The following is a 22,764-nucleotide window of genomic DNA, read 5'->3' on the forward strand; positions in this document are numbered from 1 at the left end:
CTAGACCTACAGCTTCACACCGAGCAGAGCATCGACCGCCAGGGCCACCAGAGCGGGAGCCTCGGTGTCGTCGCCGTTGGTCTCGGCCCAGGTGTCGATCGCGGACAGCGCCGCGACGCTGTCGAGGTCGTTGGTGAGCGCGGCCCGTACGGCGTCGACCGCCGCCGCACCGTCGGGACCCGAGCCCCGGCTGATCGCACCGCGCCAGACGTCCAGCCGCTCCTGCGCGTCGAGCAGCACCGACTCGGTCCAGAACCACTCGGTGCGGTAGTGGTGCGCGAGCAAAGCCAGCCGGATCGCCATCGGGTCCGACCCGGCCTGCCGCTCCCTCGAGACCAGCACCAGGTTGCCCTTGGACTTCGACATCTTCTCGCCGTCCAGACCGACCATCGCCTGGTGCACGTACGCGTGGGCGAACGGGTGCTCGCCGGTCGCGACCTGTGCGCCGCTGGCCGACATCTCGTGGTGCGGGAAGATCAGGTCCGTCCCGCCGCCCTGGACGTCGAACGACATCCCGAGGTACTCCAGCGCGATCGCCGAACACTCGACGTGCCAGCCGGGCCGGCCGCGGCCGACGGGCGAATCCCAGGCCGGCTCCCCCGGGCGCTCATGACGCCACAGCAGGCTGTCCAGCGGATCCCGCTTGCCCTCACGCTCCGGGTCACCGCCGCGCTCGGCGAACAGTTCCGTCATCGTCTCGCGGTCGTATCCGGACACGCCACCGAACGCCGGGTCCGCCTTCACCGCGAAGTACAGGTCACCGTCGACCGAGTAGACCGCGCCGGCGCGGCGCAGTTCGTCGACCGCGTTCGCCACCAGGTCGACCGACTCGACCACGCCGATGTAGTGCTGCGGCGGGATCACCCGCAGCGAGGTCATGTCGTCGCGGAACAGCTGGATCTCGCGGTGCGCCAGGTCGGTCCAGTCGACCCCGGTCTCGGCGGCCCGCTCGAGCAGCGGGTCGTCGACATCGGTGATGTTCTGCGTGTAGCTGACGTCGTACCCGGCATCGCGCCACATCCGGTTGATCAGGTCGAACGTCACGTACGTCGCCGCATGGCCCATGTGCGTGGCGTCGTACGGCGTGATGCCGCACACATACATCCGGGCGGTGCCGCCGTCGGCCGGCGGTACCTCGACCAGTCCGCCCGAGGCGGTGTCGTGGAGGCGCAGCCGCCGGGCCGGACCCGGGACGACCGGGATGTCTGGAGTTGTCCACGCCTGCATGTCCTGGAGCTTATGCCAGCCCCCATTGCAGTGCCGCGACACGGTTCCACTGTCCGGTCGCTCCGCCCGCAGATTCATCCTGGCCGGGTGAAGTTTGCCAGGTCCTCCGGCGCCCACGATGGGGTTGCGGCGGGACGCTCGCCGCGCGTTCCGGGCATGCGTTCGGTTCGATCGACGGCAAGGAGTGCACCATGACCGCCTTTACGGTGTGGAAGTTCGATGGTCCGGACGGCGCCGGGCACGCCGAATCGGTTCTCAAGGGCTGTGAGCGGGACGGACTGGTGAAGATCCTCGATCACGCGATCGTCTCGTGGCCGAAGGAGGACTCGCATCCGACCACCAAGCAGGGACACGAAGACACCTGGCGCGGGACCGGCTGGGGGGCGCTGTGGGGCGTTCTCCTCGGCGCCCTCTTCTTCGTACCGTTGATCGGTGGCGTCGCCGGGGCCGCGATCGGCGCGATCAGCAAGTCGACCCAGGATGCGGGCATCACCAAGGAGCAACTGCAGAAGATCCGCACCGAGGTGACCCCAGGAACCTCGGCCCTCTTCGCAGTCACCGAGGACGGCGATCTGGACCGGGTCGGCGAACGGTTCCACGGCATGCACAGCAAGCTCATCGACACGAACCTCACCGATGCCGAGCGTCAGGTCCTGCTGGAGACCTTCGGCGGCCGCTGACGCCGTACTGGCTAGAAGGCCGGCCAGGGAATGGCCGGCCAGTCCTCGCTGGGGTACGGGTAGATCCCGGTCTTGAGGAGCGACGAGCACCGCTCGCGGGTCGCCGTCAGCTCCACCGCGGTGATCAGCTCGCACAGCTCCGTCCCGAGCCCACCGGCGAGCCGGTCGGCCAGCCTGCGTACGTCGTCCAGCAGCTCGGCCGGGATCGGGTCACCGGCCCAGCCCCACAACACGGTCCGCAGCTTGTCGTCGGCGTTGAACGTGACCCCGTGGTCGACCCCGAACACGCGGCCGTCCCCCGGGTTCAGCACATGGCCGCCCTTGCGGTCGGCATTGTTGACCACGGCATCGAACACCGCCATCCGCTGCAGTGCCACGTTGTCCGCGTGCACCAGCGTGACCGGGTTGTGCCGGCCGTCGAGCGCGTCGAAGACGCCGACCCATCCCTTCGGCACGCGGCCTTGCGGGACGATGTCGACCAGCTCGGTCTCCCCCGCCGGCAGCTCGACTTCGTCGATCCACAGCTGCACCATGCCCTCGCCGAGCGGCCCGTCCCGCAACAGCGTCGGCGGCACCACCGACCACCCCAGCGCCTCGGACACGACGTACGCCGCGTACTCGCGCTGGGCCAGCGTGCCGTCGGGGAAGTCCCACAGCGGCCGCTCACCCTGGACGGGCTTGTAGACCACCGTCGCCGTACGGTCCTCGAGACTCACCGAGCCCTGGAACGTCCCGTTCGACGCGGCCACCAGGCGGCCGTGCAGGGACAGCTCCCCATCGGCGAGCAGGTCCTGGTCGATCATTCCGGCAGGTGCCTGCGGTAGCCGTTGGCGCGCGGGCAGATGTGCCCCTCCGGGTCGATCGGCCGGCCGCAGAACGGGCAGCTCGGCCGCCCGGACGCGACCAGCGCGACGGCCCGCCGGGCGAACGCCCGGGCCTGTTCCTCGCTGATCCGGACGATGAATACCTCGGCGTCCTCGGAGTCCATCGCGGCCTGGACCGGGTCGGTCTCCTCCAGCTCGGCCTGCTCGCCGGGGACGACCGAGAACACCTCGATCACCACGCGCTCGGCGTCGGCCTCCCAGGCCAGCGTCATGGTGCCGGCCCGGAACTCCTCCTCGATCGGCTGCTCGAGCGGGTCGGTGTCGTCCGCCCCGGCCGGCGTGATCGGATCCCGGTCGAACCGCCGGGCGACCTCGTCCAGCATGACGTCCAGCCGCTCCGCGAGCGCCATCACCTGCTCCTTCTCACAGGCCACCGAGGTCAGCCGGGCACCGGCCCGGGCCTGCAGGAAGAAGGTCCTGGCACCGGGTTCCCCCACGGTGCCGGCGACGAACCGATCCGGATCGTCGTACGAATGAACAACGCGCGCCATGTCTAGACCCTATTACCGTCCGCCGACCACCGCGTCCGAGGACTGCTTCTTGGTCCTGCCTTTGGCCGGCGGTTTGGGGATCAGGGACTCCAGTTCGCTGCCGGAGTCGTTCAGGCGGACCAGGAACGGACGGGTCGTGGTGTAGGTGATGATCGTCGTCGACGCGGTGTCGACCACGATCCGCTGGAACGTATCCAGGTGCTGCCCCAGCGCGTCCGCCACGATCGCCTTGATCACGTCGCCGTGCGACACCGCCACCCACAGGGCGTTGGGTCCGTGGCTCTTCGCCAGCGCCGCGTCATGGGCCCGGACCGCGTCCACCGCACGCTGCTGCATCGCCCGCATCGACTCGCCACCCGGGAACGTCACCGCGGACGGGTGTTGCTGCACGACCGCCCACAGCGGGTCCTTGGCCAGCGTGGCGATCTTCTTCCCGGTCCAGTCGCCGTACCCGCACTCGGTCAGCCGCCGATCCGTTGCCGGACGCAACCCTTCGTGGAGTTTCGCGATCGCGGCCGCGGTCTGCTTGCAGCGCTCCAGCGGCGAGGTGACGATCGCGGCCAGTGGCAGCCCGGCCAGTCGCTGTGCGACCGCCTCCGCCTGGCGCACGCCGGTCTCGTCCAGCTTCACTCCGGGAGTGCGGCCGGCCAGCGTGCCGGAGGTGTTCGCGGCACTGCGGCCGTGGCGGACCAGGATCACCGTGGGCATGACCTGCACGTTATCCGGTGTGCGCAAGTCGCGGTGCCATGATGGGGCTGTGATCGTGGACTGCGGGGTGTACGCCGGCGGCGAACGGCAGGACCTGCCCAAGGACCCCGAGACCGTTGCCCAGGCCATCGACGACCACGGCGAGTGCTTCGGCTGGGTCGGCCTGCACGAACCGTCGGACGCCGAGATGCGTCGCGTCCAGCGGCTCTTCGACCTGCACGAACTCGCCGTCGAGGACGCCCTCAAGGCGCACCAGCGGCCCAAGGTCGAGCGGTTCGGCGACGCGATCGTCGTCGTACTGCGCACCCTCTGGTACGTCGACGAGGGCGACGCCGTCGAGACCGGCCAGCTCAGCGTCTTCGTCGGCCCGCGGTACGTCGTCACGGTCCGGCACGGCCAAGGTGGTGAGCTGGCAACGACCCGGCAGAATCTCGAGGAACGCGCCCAGATGCTCGGTCACGGCCCGGCCGCCGTGCTGTGGGCGATCTGCGACTCGGTCGTCGACGGATACGAGTCGGTCGCCGAGTCGGTCGAGGTCGACGTCGACGAGATCGAGTCGTCGGTGTTCTCGGCGGACCGGACCAGCGACGCGGAGCGGATCTACCGGCTCAAACGCGAGGTACTCGAGATGCGCCGTGCGATCCTGCCGCTGCGCGAACCGATGGAGCAGTTCGCGCACGGCGTCCCCGGGATCAACCCGAAGGCGGCGCCGTTCTTCCGCGACGTCGCCGACCACGTCAGCCGGGTGGCCGACCAGACCGAATCCATCGACACGCTGCTCAGCTCGGCGCTCGGCGCCCACCTGGCCCGCGTCTCGGTGCAGCAGAACGACGACATGCGCCGGATCTCGGCCTGGGTCGCGATCGCCGCCGTACCGACCATGCTGGCCGGCATTTACGGGATGAACTTCGACAACATGCCCGAGCTCACCTGGCACTACGGGTACTACGGCATCCTGCTCCTGATGGCCGCCGTCTGCTTCACCATGTACCGCTTCTTCCGCAAGGTCGGCTGGCTCTAGGTTGCTGTGATCGTGCTCGTCGCGAGCAGGATCACCAGCACGATGCCCAGCAGCACCCGGTAGAACGCGAAGACCTCGATCGTGTGCTTGGCCACGAACCGCAGCAGCCATGCCACCGATGCATAGGCGACGACGAAACTCACGATGGTCCCGACGATCAGCGGCACCGCACCGACGTCGCCGTTCAGGGCGTCCTTGAGCTCGTAGACGCCGGCGCCGACCAGGGCCGGAATGCCGAGCAGGAACGAGATCCGGGTGGCGGCGACACGGTCGAGACCGCGGAACAGTCCGGCCGAGATCGTCGCACCTGAGCGGGAGATGCCCGGGATCAGGGCGAGGCACTGGACCAGGCCCATCACGATCGCGTCGACCAGCGTGATCCGGGTCAGCGGCCGGGACTTGCTGCCCACCCGCTCGGCGGCCACCATCACGACCGACCAGCCGATCAGGGCCGCGGCCACCCACCACAGACTGCGGAGCGGACCCGAGATGATGTCGCGGGCAAGGAATCCGACGATGACGATCGGCGTCGAGCCGACGATCACGTACCAGCCCATCCGGTGATCGAACTCGCCGCGGTGCTCGGGCTTGACCAGACCGCGCACCCAGGCGATCGCGATCCGCTGGATGTCCTTCCAGAAAAACAGCACGACCGCCGCGATGGCACCGATCTGGATCACGGCGGTGAAGCCGGTGATCGACGGGTCGTCGATCTGCAGGCCGAGCATCTTGGCCACGATGGTCAGGTGCCCGGTGCTGGAGACCGGCAGGAATTCGGTCAGGCCCTCGACGATGCCGAGGATGATGGAGTCCCAGATCGTCATCAGTGGCCTACTCCGGCGAGTTCGAGCGCCTCGGCGACCAAGCGCAGGTCGGCGATCCGCTGATCCACGGTGGACGCGAACGGCGTGATCGCGACGGTGGTCGCGCCGGCCTCGGCGTACGCGGTCAGCTTGTCGGCCATCCGCTCCTTGCTGCCGAGCAGCGAGATCGAGTCGATGAACCCGTGCGGTACGGCGGCCATCGCCTCGCGGTGCTTCCGGTCCAGGTACAGGTCCTGGATCTCCTTGGCCTCCTCGGCGTACCCCATCCGCACAGCCAGTGCGTTGTAGAAGTTCTTCTCCCGGCTGCCCATGCCGCCGATGTAGAGGGCGGCGTACCCACGGATCGGGTCGGCCGCGGCGTGCAGGTCGTCACCGGTCATCACCGGCACGGACGCGACGACGTCGAAGTCGTCGAGTCCTTGCTGACGGATCTCGCGACCCGTCTTGATGTGCTTCAACTGCTCTCCCAGATAGGCGGGGTCGTTGAGGATACCGAGCCAGCCGTCGGCGATCTCACCGGCCAGCTCGAGGTTCTTCGGGCCGACGGCGGCCAGGTAGATGGGTACATGGTCGCGGATCGGGTGGACGGTCAGCTTCAGCGCCTTGCCGGGTCCGTCGGGCAGCGGCAGCGTGAAGTACTTGCCCTCGAAGGCCACGGTCTCGCGACGGAGGGCGGAGTTCACGATGGCAACGTACTCACGGGTCCTGAGCAGCGGCTGAGAGAACCGGACGCCGTGCCAGCCCTCGGACACCTGCGGGCCGGACACGCCGAGGCCGAGCCTGAACCGGCCGTTCGAGAGCCGGTCCAGGGTGGCCGCCGTCATCGCGGTCATCGCCGGCGTCCGGGCCGGGATCTGGAAGACCGCCGCGCCGACATCGATGGTGGAGGTCTGGGCCGCGATCCAGGTCAGCAGCGTGGCGGCGTCGGAGCCGTACGCCTCCGCGGCCCAGGTGACCGCGAAGCCGAGTCGCTCGGCCTCCTGCACCAGCCTCAGATGATCCAGATGATCGGTGCCGCCGAAGACGAAGCCGATGTTGAGTCCGAGTCGCATGACAGGCGAGCCTAACGAGCCGTTGTCGGTGCTCCGCAATAGGCTCGGCACATGCAGCAGCGCTATCTCGGTCACAGTGGCCTGGCGGTGAGCCGGCTCGGCCTGGGCACCATGTCCTGGGGCCGCGACACCGATGAGCACGAGGCGCGCGAGCAGCTGGCCGCGTTCGTGGCCGCAGGTGGCACGCTGATCGACACCGCCGCGGCGTACGGCGACGGCGACAGCGAGCGACTGATCGGATCGCTGCTGGGCGACGTGGTGGAGCGGGACGACCTGGTGATCGCGACCAAGGCCGGATTCAGCGTCCGCCGGGGTGAGCGGATCACCGACACGTCCCGGGGCGCCCTGCTGCGCGACCTGGAGGGCTCGCTGCGGCGGCTGAACGTCGACCACATCGATCTCTGGCAGCTGCACACCTGGTCGGACGACGTACCGCTCGAGGAGACGCTGTCGGCGCTCGACCACGCGGTGAACTCGGGCAAGGTGCGGTATGTCGGAGTCTCGAACTACGCCGGTTGGAAGTCGGCGCGGGCGGTGACCTGGCAGCAGGCGTGGCCCGGTCGCGCGGTCCCGGTGTCCAACCAGGTGGAGTACTCGTTGCTGGCCCGGGACGCCGAGGCGGACGCGATCCGGGCGGCCGGCGGGCTGGGGATCGGCGTACTCGCGTGGTCCCCGCTTGGGCGCGGTGTGTTGACTGGGAAGTACCGCACGGGCATCCCGGCGGACTCCCGGGCGGCGTCTCAGCATCTGTCCAGATTCGTCGACCCCTACCTCGACGGCCGCGGTTCGGGCATCGTGGAAGCGGTCGCGCGAGCCGCCGACGGGCTCGGCTGGACCCCACTCGAGGTGGCGCTCACCTGGGTGCGGGACCGGCCGGGGGTGTCGGCGGCGATTGTCGGGGCCCGGACCACGATGCAACTGAAGTCCGTGCTCGGTGTGGAGGAACTCACTCTTCCGCCGGCCATCGTGGCGGCGCTGGAGGATGTGTCGTGAGGTAGATGTCGTTGGCAGGTGGAGGTGCGGATGGCCGAATACGAACTGCAGCAGTTCGAGTTGTCCAGGACGGAGTCGCGCGGCGCGGTGCGCCGATTGCTGACCGAGCACGCCGAGTACGGCGGCTGGGAGCTGGCCCGACTTCGTCGCTATCCGGACGGTACCCGCCGGGTCTGGCTCCGCCGCCGCATCATCCGTGTGATGCGGACCCTCTGAGCAACGCGGTCACCAGCTCGCGGCGACTGCCGACACCGACCTTGTCGTACGCCGCCCGGACGTGTTCCTGCACGGTGTGCGGTGAGAGGTACAACCGCTCGACGATCTGCCGCGTGGAGTACCCCCGCAACAAGAGCTCCGTCACCCGCTGCTGAGCGGGCGTCAACCCGTGCAGATCGAAGAGCAACGACCCCAGCTGCGCCGGGGCCACCGGCTCGATGACGACGACCATCTGCCCGTCATCGCCGAGTTTCGACGCATGCAGTGCGAGCCATCGACCGGCTCGGGTCCTGACTTTCAGCTGAGGCGCCGGCCCCTGTGTCAGCCTGGTCGCGACCGTTCTGACAGCGACTGGTAGCTCCGTCCGCCGATCCGGCTGCAGTTCTGCGACCCAGTGCTCGCCCTCCGCGTTCGCCGACAACTGGTGAAGAGCGGCGTCGAGCACGATCACCCCCGGACCGACCTCGCCGTCGTCGCCGGCCCGGCTGAGCAGACCACGGCGCAGTCCCTCGGCCACGTGTGGTCCAAGGCGCCGTACCAACTGCAGCTCCTGCTCCGAGAACCCGGTCGCGGCGTCCTCCCGGTGCAGGCAGATGACACCCCAGCAGCGGCCGTTCGACATCAGCGCGGCCCGGAGTTCGTCACCGAAGCCGATGGGGCGCATTACTTCGACGTACCGGGTGCTGCTCTGCCAGTCGCCCTTGGTCGCGTGGGTGAGCGAGCTGACCGGATCACGTGCGGCGGCGAGCGTGACGAACTTGTTGACGTCCGGCTGCCCGAACTCGTTCGCGAGGAACTGCTCGGTCACCTCGCCGAGCGGCGCGTCCGCGCTCGCCGAGGTGAACAGCAGGGTGGCCGGGTCGACGGTCGCGAAGAACGCGGCGTCGATGGTCATCAGCGACCGCAGCCGGGTCAGCAGCTCGGACCGCAACTCATCGGCGTCCAGCCCCGCGTAACAGCGCTGGATCAGCACCTCCAGGCGATCCCCCGCCCCCATGATCGTGATGCTACGCCGGTGCGACGCCGAGTTGCTGCAGGAAGCCGAGCTCGTCCAGCCGGCCCCAGCGCTCGACGATCCGGCCGTCGCGCAGCCGGAAGATGTTGATCCCGGGCAGGCTGACCGTCTTGCCGGTCGGGCCGGCGCCCATCACCTCGCCCTCGTGCGTCCCGGCGGCCGTGAAGCGTTCGACCACGATGTCGCCCTCGGCAACGAGTGCGTGCAACTCGCTGTGCCAGTCCGGGAACGCGGCGCGCATCTGGTCGCCGGCCGCCCGCATCCCCTCGCGATCCGGCGTGACCCCGAACGGCGGGTCGTGATTGATGAAGTCCTCGGCGAGGTACGCCTCGACCGCGCCCGAGTCCCCCTTGGTGAACAGACCGTCGATGAAATCCCTGACGACGGCTTTGTTGCTCTCTGTCGTACTCATGCCTCGATGCTGCGGCAGCTCGCCGGGGCCGGCATACCCCGACTAGTTGGGGTTCGTGTCGCGGAAATATCTCTGCGACAGAGGTATCGTGAAGGCGTGAACACCACCGACGCCCTCGCCGAGGAGTTGCTGGCCGCGATCGGGCTGGTCCGCAGGCACCTGCGCCGATCGGCCGGGAGGCCCTCGCCGCTGTCGGCACTGACCAGCTCACAGGCCGAGCTGGTGCGGACAGTGCGCCGCAACCCGGGCATCTCGGTCGCCGAGGCCGCCGCCGAGCTGGGGCTGGTCGCGAACACGGTGTCGACCCTGGTCGGACAGCTCACTGAGCGCGGGCTGCTGCGGCGGGCGCCGGACGAGTCCGACCGGCGCGTCGCCCGGCTGACGTTGACCGAGCCTGCCCGCGAGCAGGTCGAGGCCTGGCGCGACCGTCGTACTGCGCTCGTCACCCAGGCGCTCGACGGCCTCGGGCGGGACGAACGTGAGGCATTGCACGCAGCGCTGCCGGTTCTCGGCGTACTGGCTGAGCGGCTGCACCCCGAGATCGAGCCGAGCAAGGAGCGCGTATGAGTGCGGAAGAGGCGATCGAGCCGGTGCCGGCCGTGCGGATCGACGGGTTGAGCCACCGGTTCGGCGACCATCTGGCCGTCGACGGCCTGGATCTGAGCGTCTCGCCCGGCGAGTGCTTCGGCCTGCTCGGTCCGAACGGCGCGGGTAAGACGACCACGCTCCGGGTGCTCAACACTCTGTACCCGCCACAGTCCGGCACGGTCCGGGTCTTCGGGCTGAACGTGCGTTCCGAGGCGATGGCCGTACGACGGATGCTCGGCTACGTCCCGCAGCAGCTGTCGATCGAGGGCGCGTTGACCGGCCGGGAGAATGTGGCCTGGTTCGCCCGCCTGTTCGACGTACCGCGTCGCGAGCGAGCGGGTCGGGTCGCCGAAGTGCTGGAGATCGTCGACCTGACCGATGCCGCCGACCGGCTGGCGTCGACGTACTCCGGCGGGATGGTGCGCCGCCTGGAGCTCGCGCAGGCGCTGGTCAACCGGCCGGCGCTGCTCGTGCTGGACGAGCCGACGGTCGGGCTCGACCCGGTTGCGCGGGATTCCGTTTGGGCCCGCGTTCAGGACATGCAGGAGAAGTACGGGATGACCGTGCTGCTGACCACGCACTACATGGAGGAGGCCGACCTGCTGTGCGACCGGGTCGCCTTGATGCACCTCGGCCGGCTGCGCGCGGTCGGGTCTCCGGACGATCTCAAGGCCGAGCTCGGTCCTGAGGCCAGCCTGGAGGACGTCTTCCGCCACCACACCGGCGAGAGCCTCGCCGCAGCAGAGAAGGGAGGCCTGCGCGATGTCCGTGGCACCCGCCGCACCGCCCAACGCATGGGCTGAGACCCGGCTCCGGGCCACGACCCGGTTGTTCTCCCGGATCGCCACGTTCTGCCTGGTCGAGTTGCAGAAGCTGAAGCACGACCGGACCGAGCTCATCACCCGCGCGATTCAGCCGATCCTGTGGCTGGTCATCTTCGGCCAGACCTTCAGCCGGATCCGCGCGATCCCGACCGGGGACGTGCCGTACCTGGACTACCTCGCGCCGGGCATCATTGCGCAGTCCGCACTGTTCGTCGCGATCTTCTACGGCATCCAGATCATCTGGGAACGCGACGCGGGCATCCTCACCAAACTCCTGGTCACGCCCAGCCCGCGGTCCGCACTGGTGGCCGGGAAGGCGTTCGCGGCCGGCGTACGGACCATCGCGCAGGCGATCGTCGTCATCATCGTCGCCGCGCTGCTCGGCGTCAGCATGACCTGGAATCCGCTGAAGCTGCTGGCTGTCCTCGTCGTGGTCGTCCTCGGTGCGGCGTTCTTCTCGTGCCTGTCGATGACCATCGCGGGTCTGGTACTGCGGCGCGATCGACTGATGGGGATCGGGCAGGCGATCACGATGCCGCTGTTCTTCGCGTCGAACGCGCTGTATCCGGTCAGCCTGATGCCCGAGTGGCTGCGGGTGTTGAGCCATGCGAACCCGCTGACGTACGAGGTCGGCGCGTTGCGCGGGTTGCTGATCGGGCAGCCCACGAACTACTGGCTGGACTTCGGCGTACTCATCGTGGCTGCGGTGGCCGGGATCTGCGCGGCGTCGTCGCTGCTCCATCGGCTGGCCCGCTGATCACTAGAGGTCGTGGCGGATCCAGACGTTGGGCTCGACGTACACCGCGTGATCGTGCTCGACGTCGACGTGCACCGGCACGAGCGCCTTGGGCACGATCACGTCCCCGGTCTTGTCGAACGGCAGGCCGGTCCACTCACGCCACTCGGCCAGGCTGCCTGCGATGACCATCGACCGTGGCGCGACCTGCACGATCGTCCCGCCGGCCTTCACATGCACCCGCAGCCAGGGATCCATCGGGAGACCGTCTTCCCTGACCTGCTTGATGTACTCCGTCATCGGTAGCTGCGCGTCCGTCTTCGCGTTCGGCCGGACCGGTGCGAACAGGGCGGTGTGGCCCTTGGCTTTGACGGCCGCACGCATTGCCTGGAGCATCTCGTGGGACAGGCCTCGGCCCAGGTGCGTCGGTCGGATCAGGATCTCCAAGGCGCTCGAGACGTTCGGCTCGCGTCCGTTGCGCAGGTCCATGAAGCCCCAGTGCAGGACCCGGTCCCAGCCGCCCGTCGGCAGGTCGGTGCGATCCTCGTCCGGGAAGACGAACGGGATGCTGCGGCCGTGCGCGATCAGTTCGCCGTCCTCGGTGGCGACGATGCACTGGTCCGGGAAGTGACGCGGTACCTGACCCATGAACGCGTTGCCGATCGGGTCGTTGTGCATGAACGCCGGCCAGGCGTCGGCGAACTCGTACATCCGCTCGAGGTACTCAGGCCGCGCGGCCAGGGTGGTGATCACGATCTCCGACATGTTCGGCAGTCTGACAGCGCACGAGGACGGCTGTCGCGACAATTGCCGTCAGCAGTCCGGCACCGACGAGCGTGCTCTCGGCTCCGGCGACCGCGATGATCGGCCCGCCGATCAGTAGCCCGGCCGAGCTCCCTGCGTTCACCACGACCGTCTGCCCGGACAACAGCGTCCTACGTTCGGCGCCCGCCGACGACCTGGTGATCAGGATCGAGATCGCCGCGATGCCCAGTACGACGGCGACTCCCGCCAGTGCTCCGAGCACCGCGATCACCGGTGGCGTGCTCCACAGGCCCATGCCGATCCAGCACAGGCCCATCCACATCCAGGCGAAGGCGGCGAGCCGTACCGGCCGGATCCGGCGTACGACGGCGAGCGAGATCGCGGTGCCGATGACCGAGCCGACGCCGTACCCGGTCATGCCGGCGGCCAGGTAGACGCCCGGTTGGTCCCTCTCGGCACCGATCACGGACAGGCCGAGCGTGAACGCGAACCAGGTCACGCAGCCGGTGCCGCGGGTGATCCATCCGTAGAGCACATCGCGACGGCTCTTCAGGCTGGTCCGGATCGAGGGTGGCTCGCTGGTGGCGGGCGTGCGCTCGGCCTTCACCGTGCAGGCCAGGAGGCCCGACCCGAGCACCGCCGCTGCTTCGGTCCAGAGCAGGCCGTTGGTCACGCCGGCGGACACCGCGAACGCTGCGATCACCGGGCCGACCGTCATACCGATCCTGCGGAGACCGTCCTGCCAGGTGAGGAGTACGACGGCCCTGTCCTTGGCCCAGCGGTCTCCCGTGTCTGCGAGGAGCGCCGACCGTCCCGGGCCGGCGAGCGCCTCACCGCAACCGAGCAGCAGGCCGCTGACGATCAGGATCCCGGGGGTGAGCAGGTCGAGAGCCGCAGCTGCAGGCACCATCGCCAAGGCGACGGCCTGAACTACGGCGATGACCGCCAGCCGGGTGCCGGAGTCGACCCACTGGCGGGCTCTGCGGGCCCACCATGGCGAGAGCAGCACTGGTACGCCGGCGGCACCACCGACCAGACCTGTCGCGGCCACCGAGCCCGTCTCGTGCAGGATGACCAGCGGCAGCGCGACCTGCGTGAACCGGAGCGCGAGGTCCGCCACTCCCCCGCCGGCGAGTAGCGCCAGCGCCTCGGTCCGCGCTCTCATACCCTTGATTCTTTGACGTATCAGCTGCCCTCGGTAGGTATCCGATGCTTGGTGCTTGCCATAGGCTGAAGCTATGGCCTCATTGCCGTCGGTCGAAGACCTCCGGCTGGTGCAGACGATCGTGCGGACCGGCGCGGTCGGCACCGCCGCGCGTGAACTGCGCATCTCCCAACCGTCCGCATCCCAGCGACTGGCCCGACTCGAACGCATGTGTGGCACCAAGCTGTTCGAGCGCGACACCCGCGGCGCTCGGCCGACCTCCGCCGGCGCCGAGCTCAGCCGCCGGGCCGATCACATCCTCGGCCACCTCGAGGAGGTGTACGACGCCACCCGAGCGGCCGCGACCGGTCAGCGACTCGTGGTCGGCACGTTCGCCAGCATCGCGGCCATCCTGTTCCCGATCCTGGACGCCGACCTGACGGACCTGGACATCGAGCAGCAGGTCGACCACGGCCACTTCCTGGTCGAACGCATCGCCGAGGGCACCATGGACGCCGCCTTCATCGCGATCGCCGACCAGATGACAATCCCCCGCGGCGCCGTCTCCCGCCGCGTCGGCCGCGACGAACTCGTCCTGTTCGTCCCACCCGGTGCCCGCCCGCCGGGCCGGGGAAAGCATCCGCTGAAAGACCGCCACATCCCGTTCTCCACCTACGACCGGGGGGCCGAGGACATCCACGCCCGCCTGGTCGCACTCGGTGCGCTCCCCCGCCGCGGCGTCACCCTCAACACCACCGTGGCGATGGCTCGCCGGCGCTCCCAACTGGCCCTTGTCCCCCGCAGCGCCCTGGCCACCGAGCTCCGCCCCGGCGAACACCTCACCGCCGCGCCCTTCCGCTACCGCCTCACCCTCTCGCTGATCACGACTCCAACTCCGCCCAAGCCGCTCATCCGTTACCTCCCCCATCTGCGGGCGACGTTGAACTTGTCGTGAACTACGGCCTCGAGATAGCCGGAGTGCGGCAGACTCGGGGGTATGAACCTGGGGCGGTTGGCGCGGGGGCGACGGCGGTTGACGGCGTTCTGGGGTGCGACGGTCGTGCAGGTGGCGGCCGTTGCCTTCGACGTCAAGATCCTCAAGCAGGCGAGCAAGGTGTCACTGATGCCGCTGCTGTGGACGTGGTCCCGGAGTCAGGACGCTCCCCCGCTGCTGCAGGCGGCGTTGCTGGCCTCCGCGGCCGGGGACCTGCTGCTCGAGACCGACCTCCAACTGGCCGGCATGGCCGCGTTCGCCGCGGCCCATGCCTGCTACCTGGCCGTCTTCCTCGCCAATCCCGGACAACGGTCCGTGCGCGTGGTCGCGGCGTACGCCGCCCTGTGGGCCGCACTCGTCGCGGTGCTCGCGCCGAGTCTCGGCAGCCAGCGCGTCCCGGTCGCGGCGTACGCCTTGTTGCTCACAGCAACCGCCATCGCGTCCCGCTGGCACAACCCGCGCAGCGGCCTGGGCGGCACGTTCTTTCTCGTCTCGGACGCGCTGATCGCTCTCCGCCTGGCTGGGCGCGACTTCCCCGGCCGCGGTGCGCTGTGCATGTCGACGTACTCCGTCGGCCAGTACCTACTGACCTCAGGCCTCGTCGAGAAACCGGTCGAGCACTCTAGAGCCGAACTCTAGAGACGAGGTCGGCACCCGCTCGTCGATGCCGTGGAACATGCCCATGAAGTCCAGCTCCGGCGGCAGCTGCAGCGGCACGAACCCGAAGCAACGCACCCCGAGCCGACTCCACGACTTCGCGTCGGTGCCGCCCGACATCAGCAGCGGAGCGAACCGGCTCTGCGGGTCCTCGGCCGTGATGCACGCCTTCATCGCCTCGACCAAGCCGCCGCTGAACTCCGTCTCCAGTGCAATGTCCGTGACCACGGTCTCGCGCTGCACCTTGTCGCCGATCAGCTCGTCGAGCGTCGCGTAGAACTCGTCCTCGTAGCCCGGCAGGAAGCGCCCGTCGATGTGCGCCTCGGCGTCGCCCGGGATCACGTTCACCTTGTAGCCGGCGTTCAGCATCGTCGGGTTCGTGGTGTTGCGGATGGTCGCGCCGAACATCCGGCTGAACGTGCCGAGCTTGGCCAGCGTCGAGGTCATGTCGTCGGGGTCGAGCTCGATCCCGAGCACGTCCTCCAGCGTCTTCAGGAACTCCCGCACGGTCGGCGTCACCCGCAGCGGCCACTCGTGGTTGCCGATCCGGGTGACGGCCTCGACCAGGTTGGTGACCGCGTTGTCGTTGTTCACCATCGACCCGTGACCCGCCGTACCGCGGGTCTTGAGCCGCATCCAGTTCATGCCCTTCTCGGCGGTCTCGATCAGGTACAGCCGCAGGTCGTCCTGCACCGTGACCGAGAAGCCACCGACCTCGCCGATGGCCTCGGTGCAGTCCGCGATCGTGTCCGGGTGGTTGTTGATCAGCCACTGCGCGCCGTACACGCCGCCTGCCTCCTCGTCGGCGGTGAAGACCAGCCGGACCGGACGCAGCGGCTTCACTCCGGCCCGCTGCCGGGCCCGGACCACCGACAGCACCATCGCGTCGAAGTCCTTCATGTCGACCGCGCCGCGGCCCCAGACGCAGCCGTCGAAGATCTCACCGGCGAACGGGTCGACCTTCCAGTCCTTCGGATCGGCCGGTACGACGTCCAGGTGGCCGTGCACGAGCAGCGGATCGGCCGACTGGTCCTCACCCTCCCAGTGCGCCACCAGCGTGGCCCGGCCCGGCTCCGCCTCGTAGATCGTGGACTCGATCCCGACCTCGTCCAGCTTCGCCGCGACGTACTCGGCCGCGACCCGCTCACCGTTGCTCTTGCCGTTGCCGTAGTTCGTGGTGTCGATGCGGATCAGCTCACTGCAGAGCGCCACCACCTCGGCGTCAGGGGTGTACGACGGACGGTCGGTGGGAGTCGGAGAAGTCATGGGCCCATCCTCTCCCACGCCCTTGGTCAGAGCACTTTGAGGCCGTACATCTCGCCCAGCGGGTCTGCGATCAGCTCGATCCGCGCGCCGTCGGGGTCGCGGAAGTAGATCGACGTACCGCTCTCCTCGAGGTACTCCACGCCTGCCGCGTCCAGGTTGTGCTTGAGCCGCTCCCACTTGCCCGGCTCGACCGAGATCGCCAGGTGGTGCAGTCCACCGAGGACTTCGGCGTACGGGCCGAGGTCGAGGCCGGGGAAGTCGAAGAACGCGAGCAGGTTCCCGTGCCCGATGTCGAAGAAGAAGTGGTTCGAGCCCTCGTAGTCGCGGTTCCCGACGATCTCCGTGAGCGGGAACTCCAGCACGCCCTGGTAGAACCGGATGGTGCGCTCGACGTCGGCGCAGAGGAGCGCGACGTGGTGCAGCCCGCGGGCCGAACTCGTCCCGCCCTCCTTCAGGTACGTCGTCCTGATCCGGTCGCGCTCGGCCTCGATCGCGGGCAGGTCGATATCGGTCATAGGGGTCCCCCTCAGATCCGGAAGAACAGGTTGAGATAGCGGTCGGCGACCGCACGATCGCCCCGGATCGTACCGGCGTTGCTCCGGCCGAACGCGGTCAACACGAAACTGCCCGGGTCGAATTCGATCACGGTGGCCAGGCCGTCGACGTTCCCGGGCTCGTAGTCCATCCCGTCCGGGCCGACCTTCACGCGGGTGTCGCCGGCGTTCGGGCCGCTGGTGATCCGGATGCCGAGCTCGCACGGATCCTTGGCGCCGGTGGTGTACTTCCACAGCACGAACATGAACGGCACCAGCAGGTCGGCCGCATCACCCGAGAGCCCATGCGCGCGGCCGGTCCCCTGCCGGATGTCCCAGGAGTGGACGCCGTAGTCCATCAACTGGAACGCGGGGAAGAAGAAGGACGGCAGCGGTCCCATGTAGAAGTGCGGCACGTTGAACCCGCCCCACTCCTCCGGCCCGAGCGCGTCGAAGATCTCCATCATCTTGCCGAAGTCCCCGCGCAACCGCTCGACCAACTCCGCCCGCGGCACGGACCGCAGCGCCAGCGCCTGCTTGTCCACCCGCTCAGCCATCCCCGGGAGCCCGTACGCCGCCGGCACTTCCTCATGCGCCCGGGCGGCATCGAACGCGACGAAGTACGCCTCGGTGGTGTCCGCGATGTGCGCCACCACGTCCCGCACCTGCCAGTGCCCGGCCCCGGTCGGCGCCTCCCAGACGTCGTCGCTGTCCACCATCTCGAAGAACCGCCCGGCCTCCGCCCGCACCACCCCGAGCAACGTCTCCTTGCCCTCGAACACCATCCCGTTCCAGCCGCTCACGCCCGTACACCTCCCACCCACGACCCACTCCTTGAATTTCAAACTACGCCTCCCCCAACCCCCTCCAACACCCCCGCCAGCCTCGATGTGAATTCCACCCGTGGTCTTTGCTACTGTTCTCCGGTCAGCACCGTCCCCGGTGCGACCACTCGTCCGGGTGGCGGAATAGGCAGACGCGCTAGCTTGAGGTGCTAGTGCCCTTCACAGGGCGTGGGGGTTCAAGTCCCCCCTCGGACACGCATGCTAACCACACGCGGCGTTGGACTGATGGAAACATCAGCCACCCGCGTTTTGTGGTGATAGGACACTTCCAAGGCCAAGGTGCCGTACAGCTCAGCCAGATCCGCTCGATCCGCTTGATCCAGCACCGTCTTCATGGCGCCGAGTTCGTCGATCATCGCGTGGATGTCCGCTGGACTCAGACGCTCGGCAGGCTCCAACGCCTCAAGTCCCGCCAATGCAGCCTTCTTCTCGGCAACGGCCGCGTTGTATTGGCCAGTGAGCGTCTCCGGATCCCAGCCAGCCTCCAGCGCCCGCTGGAGTCGATTCATGCTCGCTTCCGCTGCAGCGATCCGTTCCCGGAAGACTCGTTCGGTCGCCTCCGTAGGATCCTCGACGTCCTGGGCGCCGACGAGGACTGCAACAGTCTCATCAAGATTGTCGGGGCTGAAGAGACCTGCGATCCATTCATTCACGCCATGGGAGAGCTGATCCTCGCGGACGTAGACGGTCGGCGGATGGCCTAAGGCTGCGCTCGATCCCGGGACCAGCGTCCTCGCAGCACACCTGTAGAACACCGCATGCTTGCGCCGAGCACCCTCCATCTTGCGCCCGCACGTCTCACAGCAAATCGCTCCTCTAAAGAGGTACGCCGACTTCGGCCCGACCAGCGTCCGGGGCTGGGACGCCCGGGCCGCCATATCCGCACCTCGACGGGCACGGATCTCCAACTGAACCCGCGTGAAGACGTCGACGGACACGATCGCGGGGTGCGCCGGCTCGCGCGACCGTACGATCTTCGACTGCGGCGAACGCCGGAACCGCACAACGTGTCCTGCCGCCACATCCTCGGGATCCAGTAACTCCTCGACCTTTCGCCACCGGCCGTAGATGGCGAAACCCGTGTACCGCGGATTCTCGAGGATCGCCTTCACCGTGCTGTGCTGCCAGCCGTCGCCTTTCCGATGCCTGTTCTGCTGAGGCGTGTGAGCCGACGGGCAAGGCACACCTTCAACGTTCAGCGTCTCGGCTATCGACTTCAGCCCCAGTCCACCGAGATAGAGCTCGAACATTCGCTCGACAACCGCCGCTGCATCCTCGTCGACGGCGAGCACGCGGAGCCGGTAGCCCTCTTGCGCCTTGCGCGGATTCGGATGCGGCCCGGCGTCGACGACCACATACCCGTACGGCGCTCGACCACCCTGGTATCGCCCATCCATCACAACCTGCGCCGCCATCGCAGCCCGAACCCGCCGCTGCACGTGCTGCCGCTCGGACTTCGACAACCCACCCGTGATCGTCATCGCCATGTCGTGCACCGTGTTCTCGGGATCGAACTGCCCACCGAGACTCGGGATCCACAGCGAGACGCCGTACCGATGGAACTTCGGCCAGGTCAAGCTGAACTGATTGCTGTACCAACAACGAGTCGCCTCGCCCACAACTAACCCATCCCAGCCACGCTGCGGATTCTTCAACTCCTGCAGCAACCTGCCGGCCTCGCCGCGACGCTCCCACGGCAGCGACCGAGACTGCCCGACGTCGAAGAACTGCTCGACGATCTGGCCGCCGAGCGGCTCAACGAATCGAGTCGCCTCCCCCATCTGCCATGCCAGCGAGGTCCGCGGATCCTGGTTGTCCTCAGTCGAGCACCGCCCATAGAACGCCAACCGCCCGACTCCGTCCCCACCGACCGGCCCGGCTGCCAGAGCCTCCAAACCCAGCAGCTCGTCCAGCGTCTCCCACTCGTCGCCGCTCAAGATGCCTTCTCGTCCGACTGGCAATCGCCACCGGTCCCCCGCTTCGACCGTGCCAGTCGAAGAACGATCCGGCGCAACACCCGAGCAGCCTGTGGATAGAGCACCGGCGACCTGCCCGGCAGCCTCAACCCAATCTGCGGATCCTCACCCACGCCGTCCACATCTGGCTTCTCCATGCCTGCTCAACGCATGAGCTACGCACAGTAAGCAAAGGTTCTCAACGCTACTCGACGTCTTCGGCCCCAAGGTGAGTCCGGCGGAGCATGGCCGTCAGGACCGGGCCGTCCACCGACGGCTGCTGCGTGCTGATCGGCTCGTAACCCCACGACTCGTACAGCGCCTTGACCTTCCCGTCGCCGTTCAGCGCGTTGACGAGCAACGAGACCTGCTCCTCGGGTCGATCGCGGAGAAGTTCGTCGTGGATCAGCAAGGCGATCCCCTGACCCCGCCACTGCTTGCGCAGCATGATCTCTTTCACCGCGACCGTCGACGTCTCGGTGCATCCGTCGGGAAGCGGGGTGGTCATCCGGCGCCACCAGCGGTCGTCGAGCGTGAGCGTGTTCGCGTACGCAAACCCCACCGGCATGTCCGCGTCGTAGCCGATGACAACCTCCCAGCCGGGATCCGATCCGTGCCGGGCGAGCTGTTCTCCGAATCGCTCAACCGAGTAGTTCGGAAGGTGAAGTTGATCCGCACGTACGTCGGCGTACACCTCGATCAACGTGCTCCACACATCGTCGATCACGGTCGAGTGGCGCAGCCCAATGCCGTCAGGGGTCACAGAAGCTTCCTCAGTGAGTCGTGTGCGTAATGATCCCAGGCGGTTGCCGGGTCGCTGGATGGTGCAGCGATCTGCAGTGTGCTGCCGAAGTCTTGAAGCATCGAATTGATCCGCGGATGCAGACCGGTCGGCTCGACCGGGATCGACATCGCAGTAGCAACCGCCTCCTCCAGATCGCCTTGACCGAGCTGAGCCTTCGCCAGTCGTGCGGTCGTTATAGATCGTGTACGCCGCATGCCGGGCCGAAGAAGCGCGAGGCTCCGATGAGCATGGCCCTCAGCCACCTCGTAGTCGCCGAGCGCCAGATAGCCGGCCAGAGCCAGATTCTCCAACTCTGCCTGGTCGTAAAAGGCGTTAAGCCACAGCGGCCGCTCGTCGTTGGGTCGAGATCTGCCTAAGGCGTCCTCGGCATGCGCGACCGCCTGACGTACGGCGCGGTGATCGCCAGTTTGCCCCAGGATCGCCGCGTGTCTTGCATGGCCAAGAGACGCGAACATCGGATCTCGTCTCGCGATCGGCAACCGGCGCGCGACGTCGTTGGCGGCCAACGCGTCGACGGGCCTGGCCATGTGGCGATAAAGGCTCCCCGCGTGGGACCAGATCCTGAATTGGATCGCCGGATCACCTGACATCGTGGCCAGGCCTGCTGCGCGATCGAAGTGTCGTTGGGCGGTGTCGAACCGGCGTCCGTCGATGGCCGCCCACATGGCGCTCGAGGTAAATGACGCTGCGCAGCTGTAGAGCGCGCTTCGGACGCGCTGACTCGCAGTCCCCCGCGCCTGGAGAGCCAGAGCTTCGCCCGCGAGCGCGGACGCCTGGGTCTCGATGGTCAGCTTTCCGCCGTACTGATGATCGCTCGCGACGATCAAGGCGAATTTGGACAGCAGCCGCTCAACGTCCCCAGCGCCGACCCGGGACTGGCCAGCGCGCTGCGTCGACGCCCCAGCGGCGACCATGACTGTCGCCGCGGACGTACCGATGAACCGCCGCCGCGGGACAGGCGCAGGCTCGGCCGGAGTGACGAACCCGAGATCCGTGATCGGACAGCCAAAGACTGCGGAGAGTGCATCGCGCTGGCGGTGATGCGGCCAGCGAGTCTTCCCGGTCAGCCAATTCCGCACCGTTCGATCGCTGACAGTGCCCCCATAGCCCGCGCGCCGAAGATCAGCGTTGACCGCCTCAGCCAATTCGGCCTGGGTCAGGCCGATCTCGGCCATACGCGCCTTCAGGACCTGGTTTCCCTCCACAGCCCAACGATATGTACGGCGAGTCACCGACCGACAGCGTTCTGCCCGGAAATTTCCGGTTCGCCTCGATCGACAGATAGTCACGCTTTCCTTACGTTCCGCAGCCAGAGGCCGTTCGATGGGGATCAAGGACCTCGAAGGGAACTCGAATGGAAGTCGACGCACAGCTCGACCGCGCAGCCGGAACTGTCGCGTGCCCACGCCGGTTCGTACTACGCCGCATGGTCGATGTCAGCGGTGTCAGCGGCACTGGCGATGTTGCGGAGGGAGTCGAGTGGTCCGACGGGACCGTGGCGCTGCGGTGGCGCGGAAAGTGGGCCACCACCGTCGTCTGGGACTACGGCCTCGACGCCCTCCTCGCAGTACACGGCCACAACGGTTCGACCGTCGTGGCGTGGCTCGACTCCGACTGCCCAGCCTGAGCGACCGATCAGTTCGATGGCCGAGCAGGAACTCTGGCGCGTGCAGCTGTGGCTGGGCGACTACTTGATCGAAGAGCACGTCGCCCCGACTGCACTGGCGGAGCAGTACGCGCACGTCACCACCCTTCGGATCCGCGGCCTACCGGGCCGACACCTGCGGTGTCAGCGGATCGCCGACGCCGCAACCCACAAGCCGGCCGGCGCGGGACGAGATAGCGAGTCCGTCCTGGGCCGGCCGTTCCAAACCCCTACTGGCAATGGAGATAGACCATGAGCAACGAGATGACCGCCGTTCCCTTCGGAGTCCGTCACCTGGCATCTGGGCCGGACCAGGCACCGATGGAACTGCCGATGACCTACAGCGCCAACCTTCAGCTCAACGTGTCCGCAACCGGCAACCCGTACCACGCGATTGCCGCCGCGCTGCCGGAAACCAACACCGAAACGCCGATCCCCGACGGCCAGCGCCCCGGATCGGACAACTCCACCGACAACTACTGAC

General features: G+C 68.1%; 27 protein-coding genes and 1 tRNA gene. 12 read left to right on the forward strand and 16 right to left on the reverse strand.

Going from position 1 to position 22,764, the window contains the following annotated elements:
• Nucleotides 1-6: 6 nt before the first annotated feature.
• On the reverse strand, nt 7-1,227 hold the full coding sequence (mshC, locus tag E0H75_RS24725) for a cysteine--1-D-myo-inosityl 2-amino-2-deoxy-alpha-D-glucopyranoside ligase (protein ID WP_131515997.1): 1,221 nt from the start codon (nt 1,225-1,227) through the stop codon (nt 7-9).
• A 191-nt stretch (nt 1,228-1,418) separates the two neighbouring features.
• On the opposite strand from mshC, the gene E0H75_RS24730 reads away from it, so the two are divergent.
• On the forward strand, nt 1,419-1,907 hold the full coding sequence (locus tag E0H75_RS24730; protein ID WP_131515998.1) for a DUF1269 domain-containing protein: 489 nt from the start codon (nt 1,419-1,421) through the stop codon (nt 1,905-1,907).
• A gap of 11 nt (nt 1,908-1,918) precedes the next feature.
• On the opposite strand, the gene E0H75_RS24735 is transcribed toward E0H75_RS24730, so the two are convergent.
• The 3 genes from E0H75_RS24735 to E0H75_RS24745 are packed head-to-tail and all read right to left on the reverse strand — an operon-like array spanning nt 1,919 to nt 3,990.
• Nucleotides 1,919-2,710 (reverse strand): SCO1664 family protein, encoded by a 792-nt coding sequence (locus E0H75_RS24735; protein WP_131515999.1) that lies wholly within the window; start codon nt 2,708-2,710, stop codon nt 1,919-1,921.
• On the reverse strand, nt 2,707-3,282 hold the full coding sequence (locus E0H75_RS24740) for a DUF3090 domain-containing protein (RefSeq protein WP_131356712.1): 576 nt from the start codon (nt 3,280-3,282) through the stop codon (nt 2,707-2,709). Before E0H75_RS24740 ends, E0H75_RS24735 begins: the two co-directional genes overlap by 4 nt.
• Nucleotides 3,283-3,294: 12 nt before the next feature.
• Nucleotides 3,295-3,990: a histidine phosphatase family protein gene (locus E0H75_RS24745; protein WP_131516000.1), complete on the reverse strand. Its 696-nt coding sequence runs from the start codon at nt 3,988-3,990 to the stop codon at nt 3,295-3,297.
• A 49-nt stretch (nt 3,991-4,039) separates the two neighbouring features.
• Between E0H75_RS24745 and E0H75_RS24750 the strand changes: the two genes are divergently transcribed.
• Entirely contained in the window at nt 4,040-5,011 is a 972-nt protein-coding gene (locus E0H75_RS24750; protein ID WP_238163245.1) for a magnesium and cobalt transport protein CorA, read from the forward strand.
• Here E0H75_RS24750 and E0H75_RS24755 read toward each other — a convergent pair.
• Nucleotides 5,008-5,835 (reverse strand): undecaprenyl-diphosphate phosphatase, encoded by an 828-nt coding sequence (locus tag E0H75_RS24755; protein WP_131516002.1) that lies wholly within the window; start codon nt 5,833-5,835, stop codon nt 5,008-5,010. The genes E0H75_RS24750 and E0H75_RS24755 overlap by 4 nt on opposite strands.
• Nucleotides 5,835-6,887, reverse strand: coding sequence for an LLM class F420-dependent oxidoreductase (locus tag E0H75_RS24760; RefSeq protein ID WP_131516003.1), 1,053 nt, complete (start codon nt 6,885-6,887; stop codon nt 5,835-5,837). Before E0H75_RS24760 ends, E0H75_RS24755 begins: the two co-directional genes overlap by 1 nt.
• A gap of 51 nt (nt 6,888-6,938) precedes the next feature.
• Between E0H75_RS24760 and E0H75_RS24765 the strand changes: the two genes are divergently transcribed.
• Together E0H75_RS24765 and E0H75_RS24770 are read left to right on the forward strand one after the other, a co-directional pair.
• Nucleotides 6,939-7,880, forward strand: coding sequence for an aldo/keto reductase (locus tag E0H75_RS24765; RefSeq protein ID WP_131516004.1), 942 nt, complete (start codon nt 6,939-6,941; stop codon nt 7,878-7,880).
• Between the two features lie 30 nt (nt 7,881-7,910).
• Nucleotides 7,911-8,096 (forward strand): DUF5703 family protein, encoded by a 186-nt coding sequence (locus E0H75_RS24770; protein WP_131356698.1) that lies wholly within the window; start codon nt 7,911-7,913, stop codon nt 8,094-8,096.
• On the opposite strand, the gene E0H75_RS24775 is transcribed toward E0H75_RS24770, so the two are convergent.
• A complete protein-coding gene (locus tag E0H75_RS24775; RefSeq protein ID WP_131516005.1) occupies nt 8,071-9,093 on the reverse strand; it encodes a LuxR C-terminal-related transcriptional regulator in 1,023 nt (340 codons plus the stop codon). The two genes, E0H75_RS24770 and E0H75_RS24775, sit on opposite strands and share 26 nt — an antisense overlap.
• Nucleotides 9,094-9,103: 10 nt before the next feature.
• Nucleotides 9,104-9,523 carry an ester cyclase gene (locus E0H75_RS24780; RefSeq protein ID WP_131516006.1) on the reverse strand — a complete coding sequence of 140 codons (420 nt, stop codon included), beginning with the start codon at nt 9,521-9,523 and terminating at the stop codon, nt 9,104-9,106.
• A 96-nt stretch (nt 9,524-9,619) separates the two neighbouring features.
• Here E0H75_RS24780 and E0H75_RS24785 point away from each other — a divergent pair, with 96 nt between their 5' ends.
• Genes E0H75_RS24785 through E0H75_RS24795 form a run of 3 tightly spaced genes read left to right on the forward strand, consistent with a single transcriptional unit; the run spans nt 9,620 to nt 11,692 of the window.
• Nucleotides 9,620-10,090: a MarR family winged helix-turn-helix transcriptional regulator gene (locus E0H75_RS24785; protein WP_131516007.1), complete on the forward strand. Its 471-nt coding sequence runs from the start codon at nt 9,620-9,622 to the stop codon at nt 10,088-10,090.
• Nucleotides 10,087-10,914: an ABC transporter ATP-binding protein gene (locus tag E0H75_RS24790; RefSeq protein WP_131516008.1), complete on the forward strand. Its 828-nt coding sequence runs from the start codon at nt 10,087-10,089 to the stop codon at nt 10,912-10,914. The genes E0H75_RS24785 and E0H75_RS24790 overlap by 4 nt, the downstream gene beginning before the upstream one ends.
• Entirely contained in the window at nt 10,874-11,692 is an 819-nt protein-coding gene (locus tag E0H75_RS24795) for an ABC transporter permease (protein ID WP_131516009.1), read from the forward strand. Before E0H75_RS24790 ends, E0H75_RS24795 begins: the two co-directional genes overlap by 41 nt.
• Nucleotides 11,693-11,695: 3 nt before the next feature.
• On the opposite strand, the gene E0H75_RS24800 is transcribed toward E0H75_RS24795, so the two are convergent.
• Nucleotides 11,696-12,436: an N-acetyltransferase gene (locus E0H75_RS24800; protein WP_131516010.1), complete on the reverse strand. Its 741-nt coding sequence runs from the start codon at nt 12,434-12,436 to the stop codon at nt 11,696-11,698.
• The gene (locus E0H75_RS24805; protein ID WP_131516011.1) at nt 12,396-13,601 is read right to left on the reverse strand and encodes an MFS transporter; all 1,206 of its coding nucleotides are present in this window, start codon (nt 13,599-13,601) and stop codon (nt 12,396-12,398) included. Before E0H75_RS24805 ends, E0H75_RS24800 begins: the two co-directional genes overlap by 41 nt.
• Nucleotides 13,602-13,674: 73 nt before the next feature.
• Here E0H75_RS24805 and E0H75_RS24810 point away from each other — a divergent pair, with 73 nt between their 5' ends.
• Both E0H75_RS24810 and E0H75_RS24815 read left to right on the forward strand, forming a co-directional pair.
• Nucleotides 13,675-14,535, forward strand: coding sequence for a LysR family transcriptional regulator (locus E0H75_RS24810; protein WP_131516012.1), 861 nt, complete (start codon nt 13,675-13,677; stop codon nt 14,533-14,535).
• A gap of 42 nt (nt 14,536-14,577) precedes the next feature.
• Nucleotides 14,578-15,213 carry a lysoplasmalogenase family protein gene (locus E0H75_RS24815; protein WP_131516013.1) on the forward strand — a complete coding sequence of 212 codons (636 nt, stop codon included), beginning with the start codon at nt 14,578-14,580 and terminating at the stop codon, nt 15,211-15,213.
• Here E0H75_RS24815 and E0H75_RS24820 read toward each other — a convergent pair.
• From E0H75_RS24820 to E0H75_RS24830, 3 genes are read right to left on the reverse strand one after another with little or no spacing between them, the layout of a single operon-like run.
• Nucleotides 15,166-16,497, reverse strand: coding sequence for a M20/M25/M40 family metallo-hydrolase (locus E0H75_RS24820; RefSeq protein WP_131516014.1), 1,332 nt, complete (start codon nt 16,495-16,497; stop codon nt 15,166-15,168). The two genes, E0H75_RS24815 and E0H75_RS24820, sit on opposite strands and share 48 nt — an antisense overlap.
• A gap of 26 nt (nt 16,498-16,523) precedes the next feature.
• Nucleotides 16,524-17,012, reverse strand: a complete 489-nt coding sequence (locus E0H75_RS24825) for a VOC family protein (protein WP_131516015.1) — start codon at nt 17,010-17,012, stop codon at nt 16,524-16,526.
• Between the two features lie 11 nt (nt 17,013-17,023).
• Nucleotides 17,024-17,833, reverse strand: coding sequence for a maleylpyruvate isomerase family mycothiol-dependent enzyme (locus tag E0H75_RS24830; RefSeq protein WP_238163246.1), 810 nt, complete (start codon nt 17,831-17,833; stop codon nt 17,024-17,026).
• 151 nt (nt 17,834-17,984) lie between these two features.
• Between E0H75_RS24830 and E0H75_RS24835 the strand changes: the two genes are divergently transcribed.
• Nucleotides 17,985-18,070: transfer RNA gene (locus E0H75_RS24835), tRNA-Leu, on the forward strand.
• Here E0H75_RS24835 and E0H75_RS24840 read toward each other — a convergent pair.
• The 3 genes from E0H75_RS24840 to E0H75_RS24850 form a co-directional block, all read right to left on the reverse strand.
• On the reverse strand, nt 18,052-19,812 hold the full coding sequence (locus tag E0H75_RS24840; protein ID WP_202873144.1) for a recombinase family protein: 1,761 nt from the start codon (nt 19,810-19,812) through the stop codon (nt 18,052-18,054). The genes E0H75_RS24835 and E0H75_RS24840 overlap by 19 nt on opposite strands.
• Nucleotides 19,813-20,035: 223 nt before the next feature.
• Complete coding sequence (locus tag E0H75_RS24845; RefSeq protein WP_131516016.1) at nt 20,036-20,593, reverse strand: GNAT family N-acetyltransferase; 558 nt, start codon at nt 20,591-20,593, stop codon at nt 20,036-20,038.
• Nucleotides 20,590-21,840: a helix-turn-helix transcriptional regulator gene (locus tag E0H75_RS24850; RefSeq protein WP_202873145.1), complete on the reverse strand. Its 1,251-nt coding sequence runs from the start codon at nt 21,838-21,840 to the stop codon at nt 20,590-20,592. Before E0H75_RS24850 ends, E0H75_RS24845 begins: the two co-directional genes overlap by 4 nt.
• Before the next feature lie 149 nt (nt 21,841-21,989).
• Here E0H75_RS24850 and E0H75_RS24855 point away from each other — a divergent pair, with 149 nt between their 5' ends.
• Complete coding sequence (locus tag E0H75_RS24855) at nt 21,990-22,262, forward strand: hypothetical protein (protein ID WP_131516017.1); 273 nt, start codon at nt 21,990-21,992, stop codon at nt 22,260-22,262.
• 270 nt (nt 22,263-22,532) lie between these two features.
• Nucleotides 22,533-22,763 carry a putative ATP-grasp-modified RiPP gene (gene tgmA / locus E0H75_RS24860; protein ID WP_131516018.1) on the forward strand — a complete coding sequence of 77 codons (231 nt, stop codon included), beginning with the start codon at nt 22,533-22,535 and terminating at the stop codon, nt 22,761-22,763.
• Nucleotide 22,764 lies beyond the last annotated feature (1 nt).

Source organism: Kribbella capetownensis (genome assembly GCF_004331485.1).
Taxonomy (GTDB): Bacteria; Actinomycetota; Actinomycetes; order Propionibacteriales; family Kribbellaceae; genus Kribbella; species Kribbella capetownensis.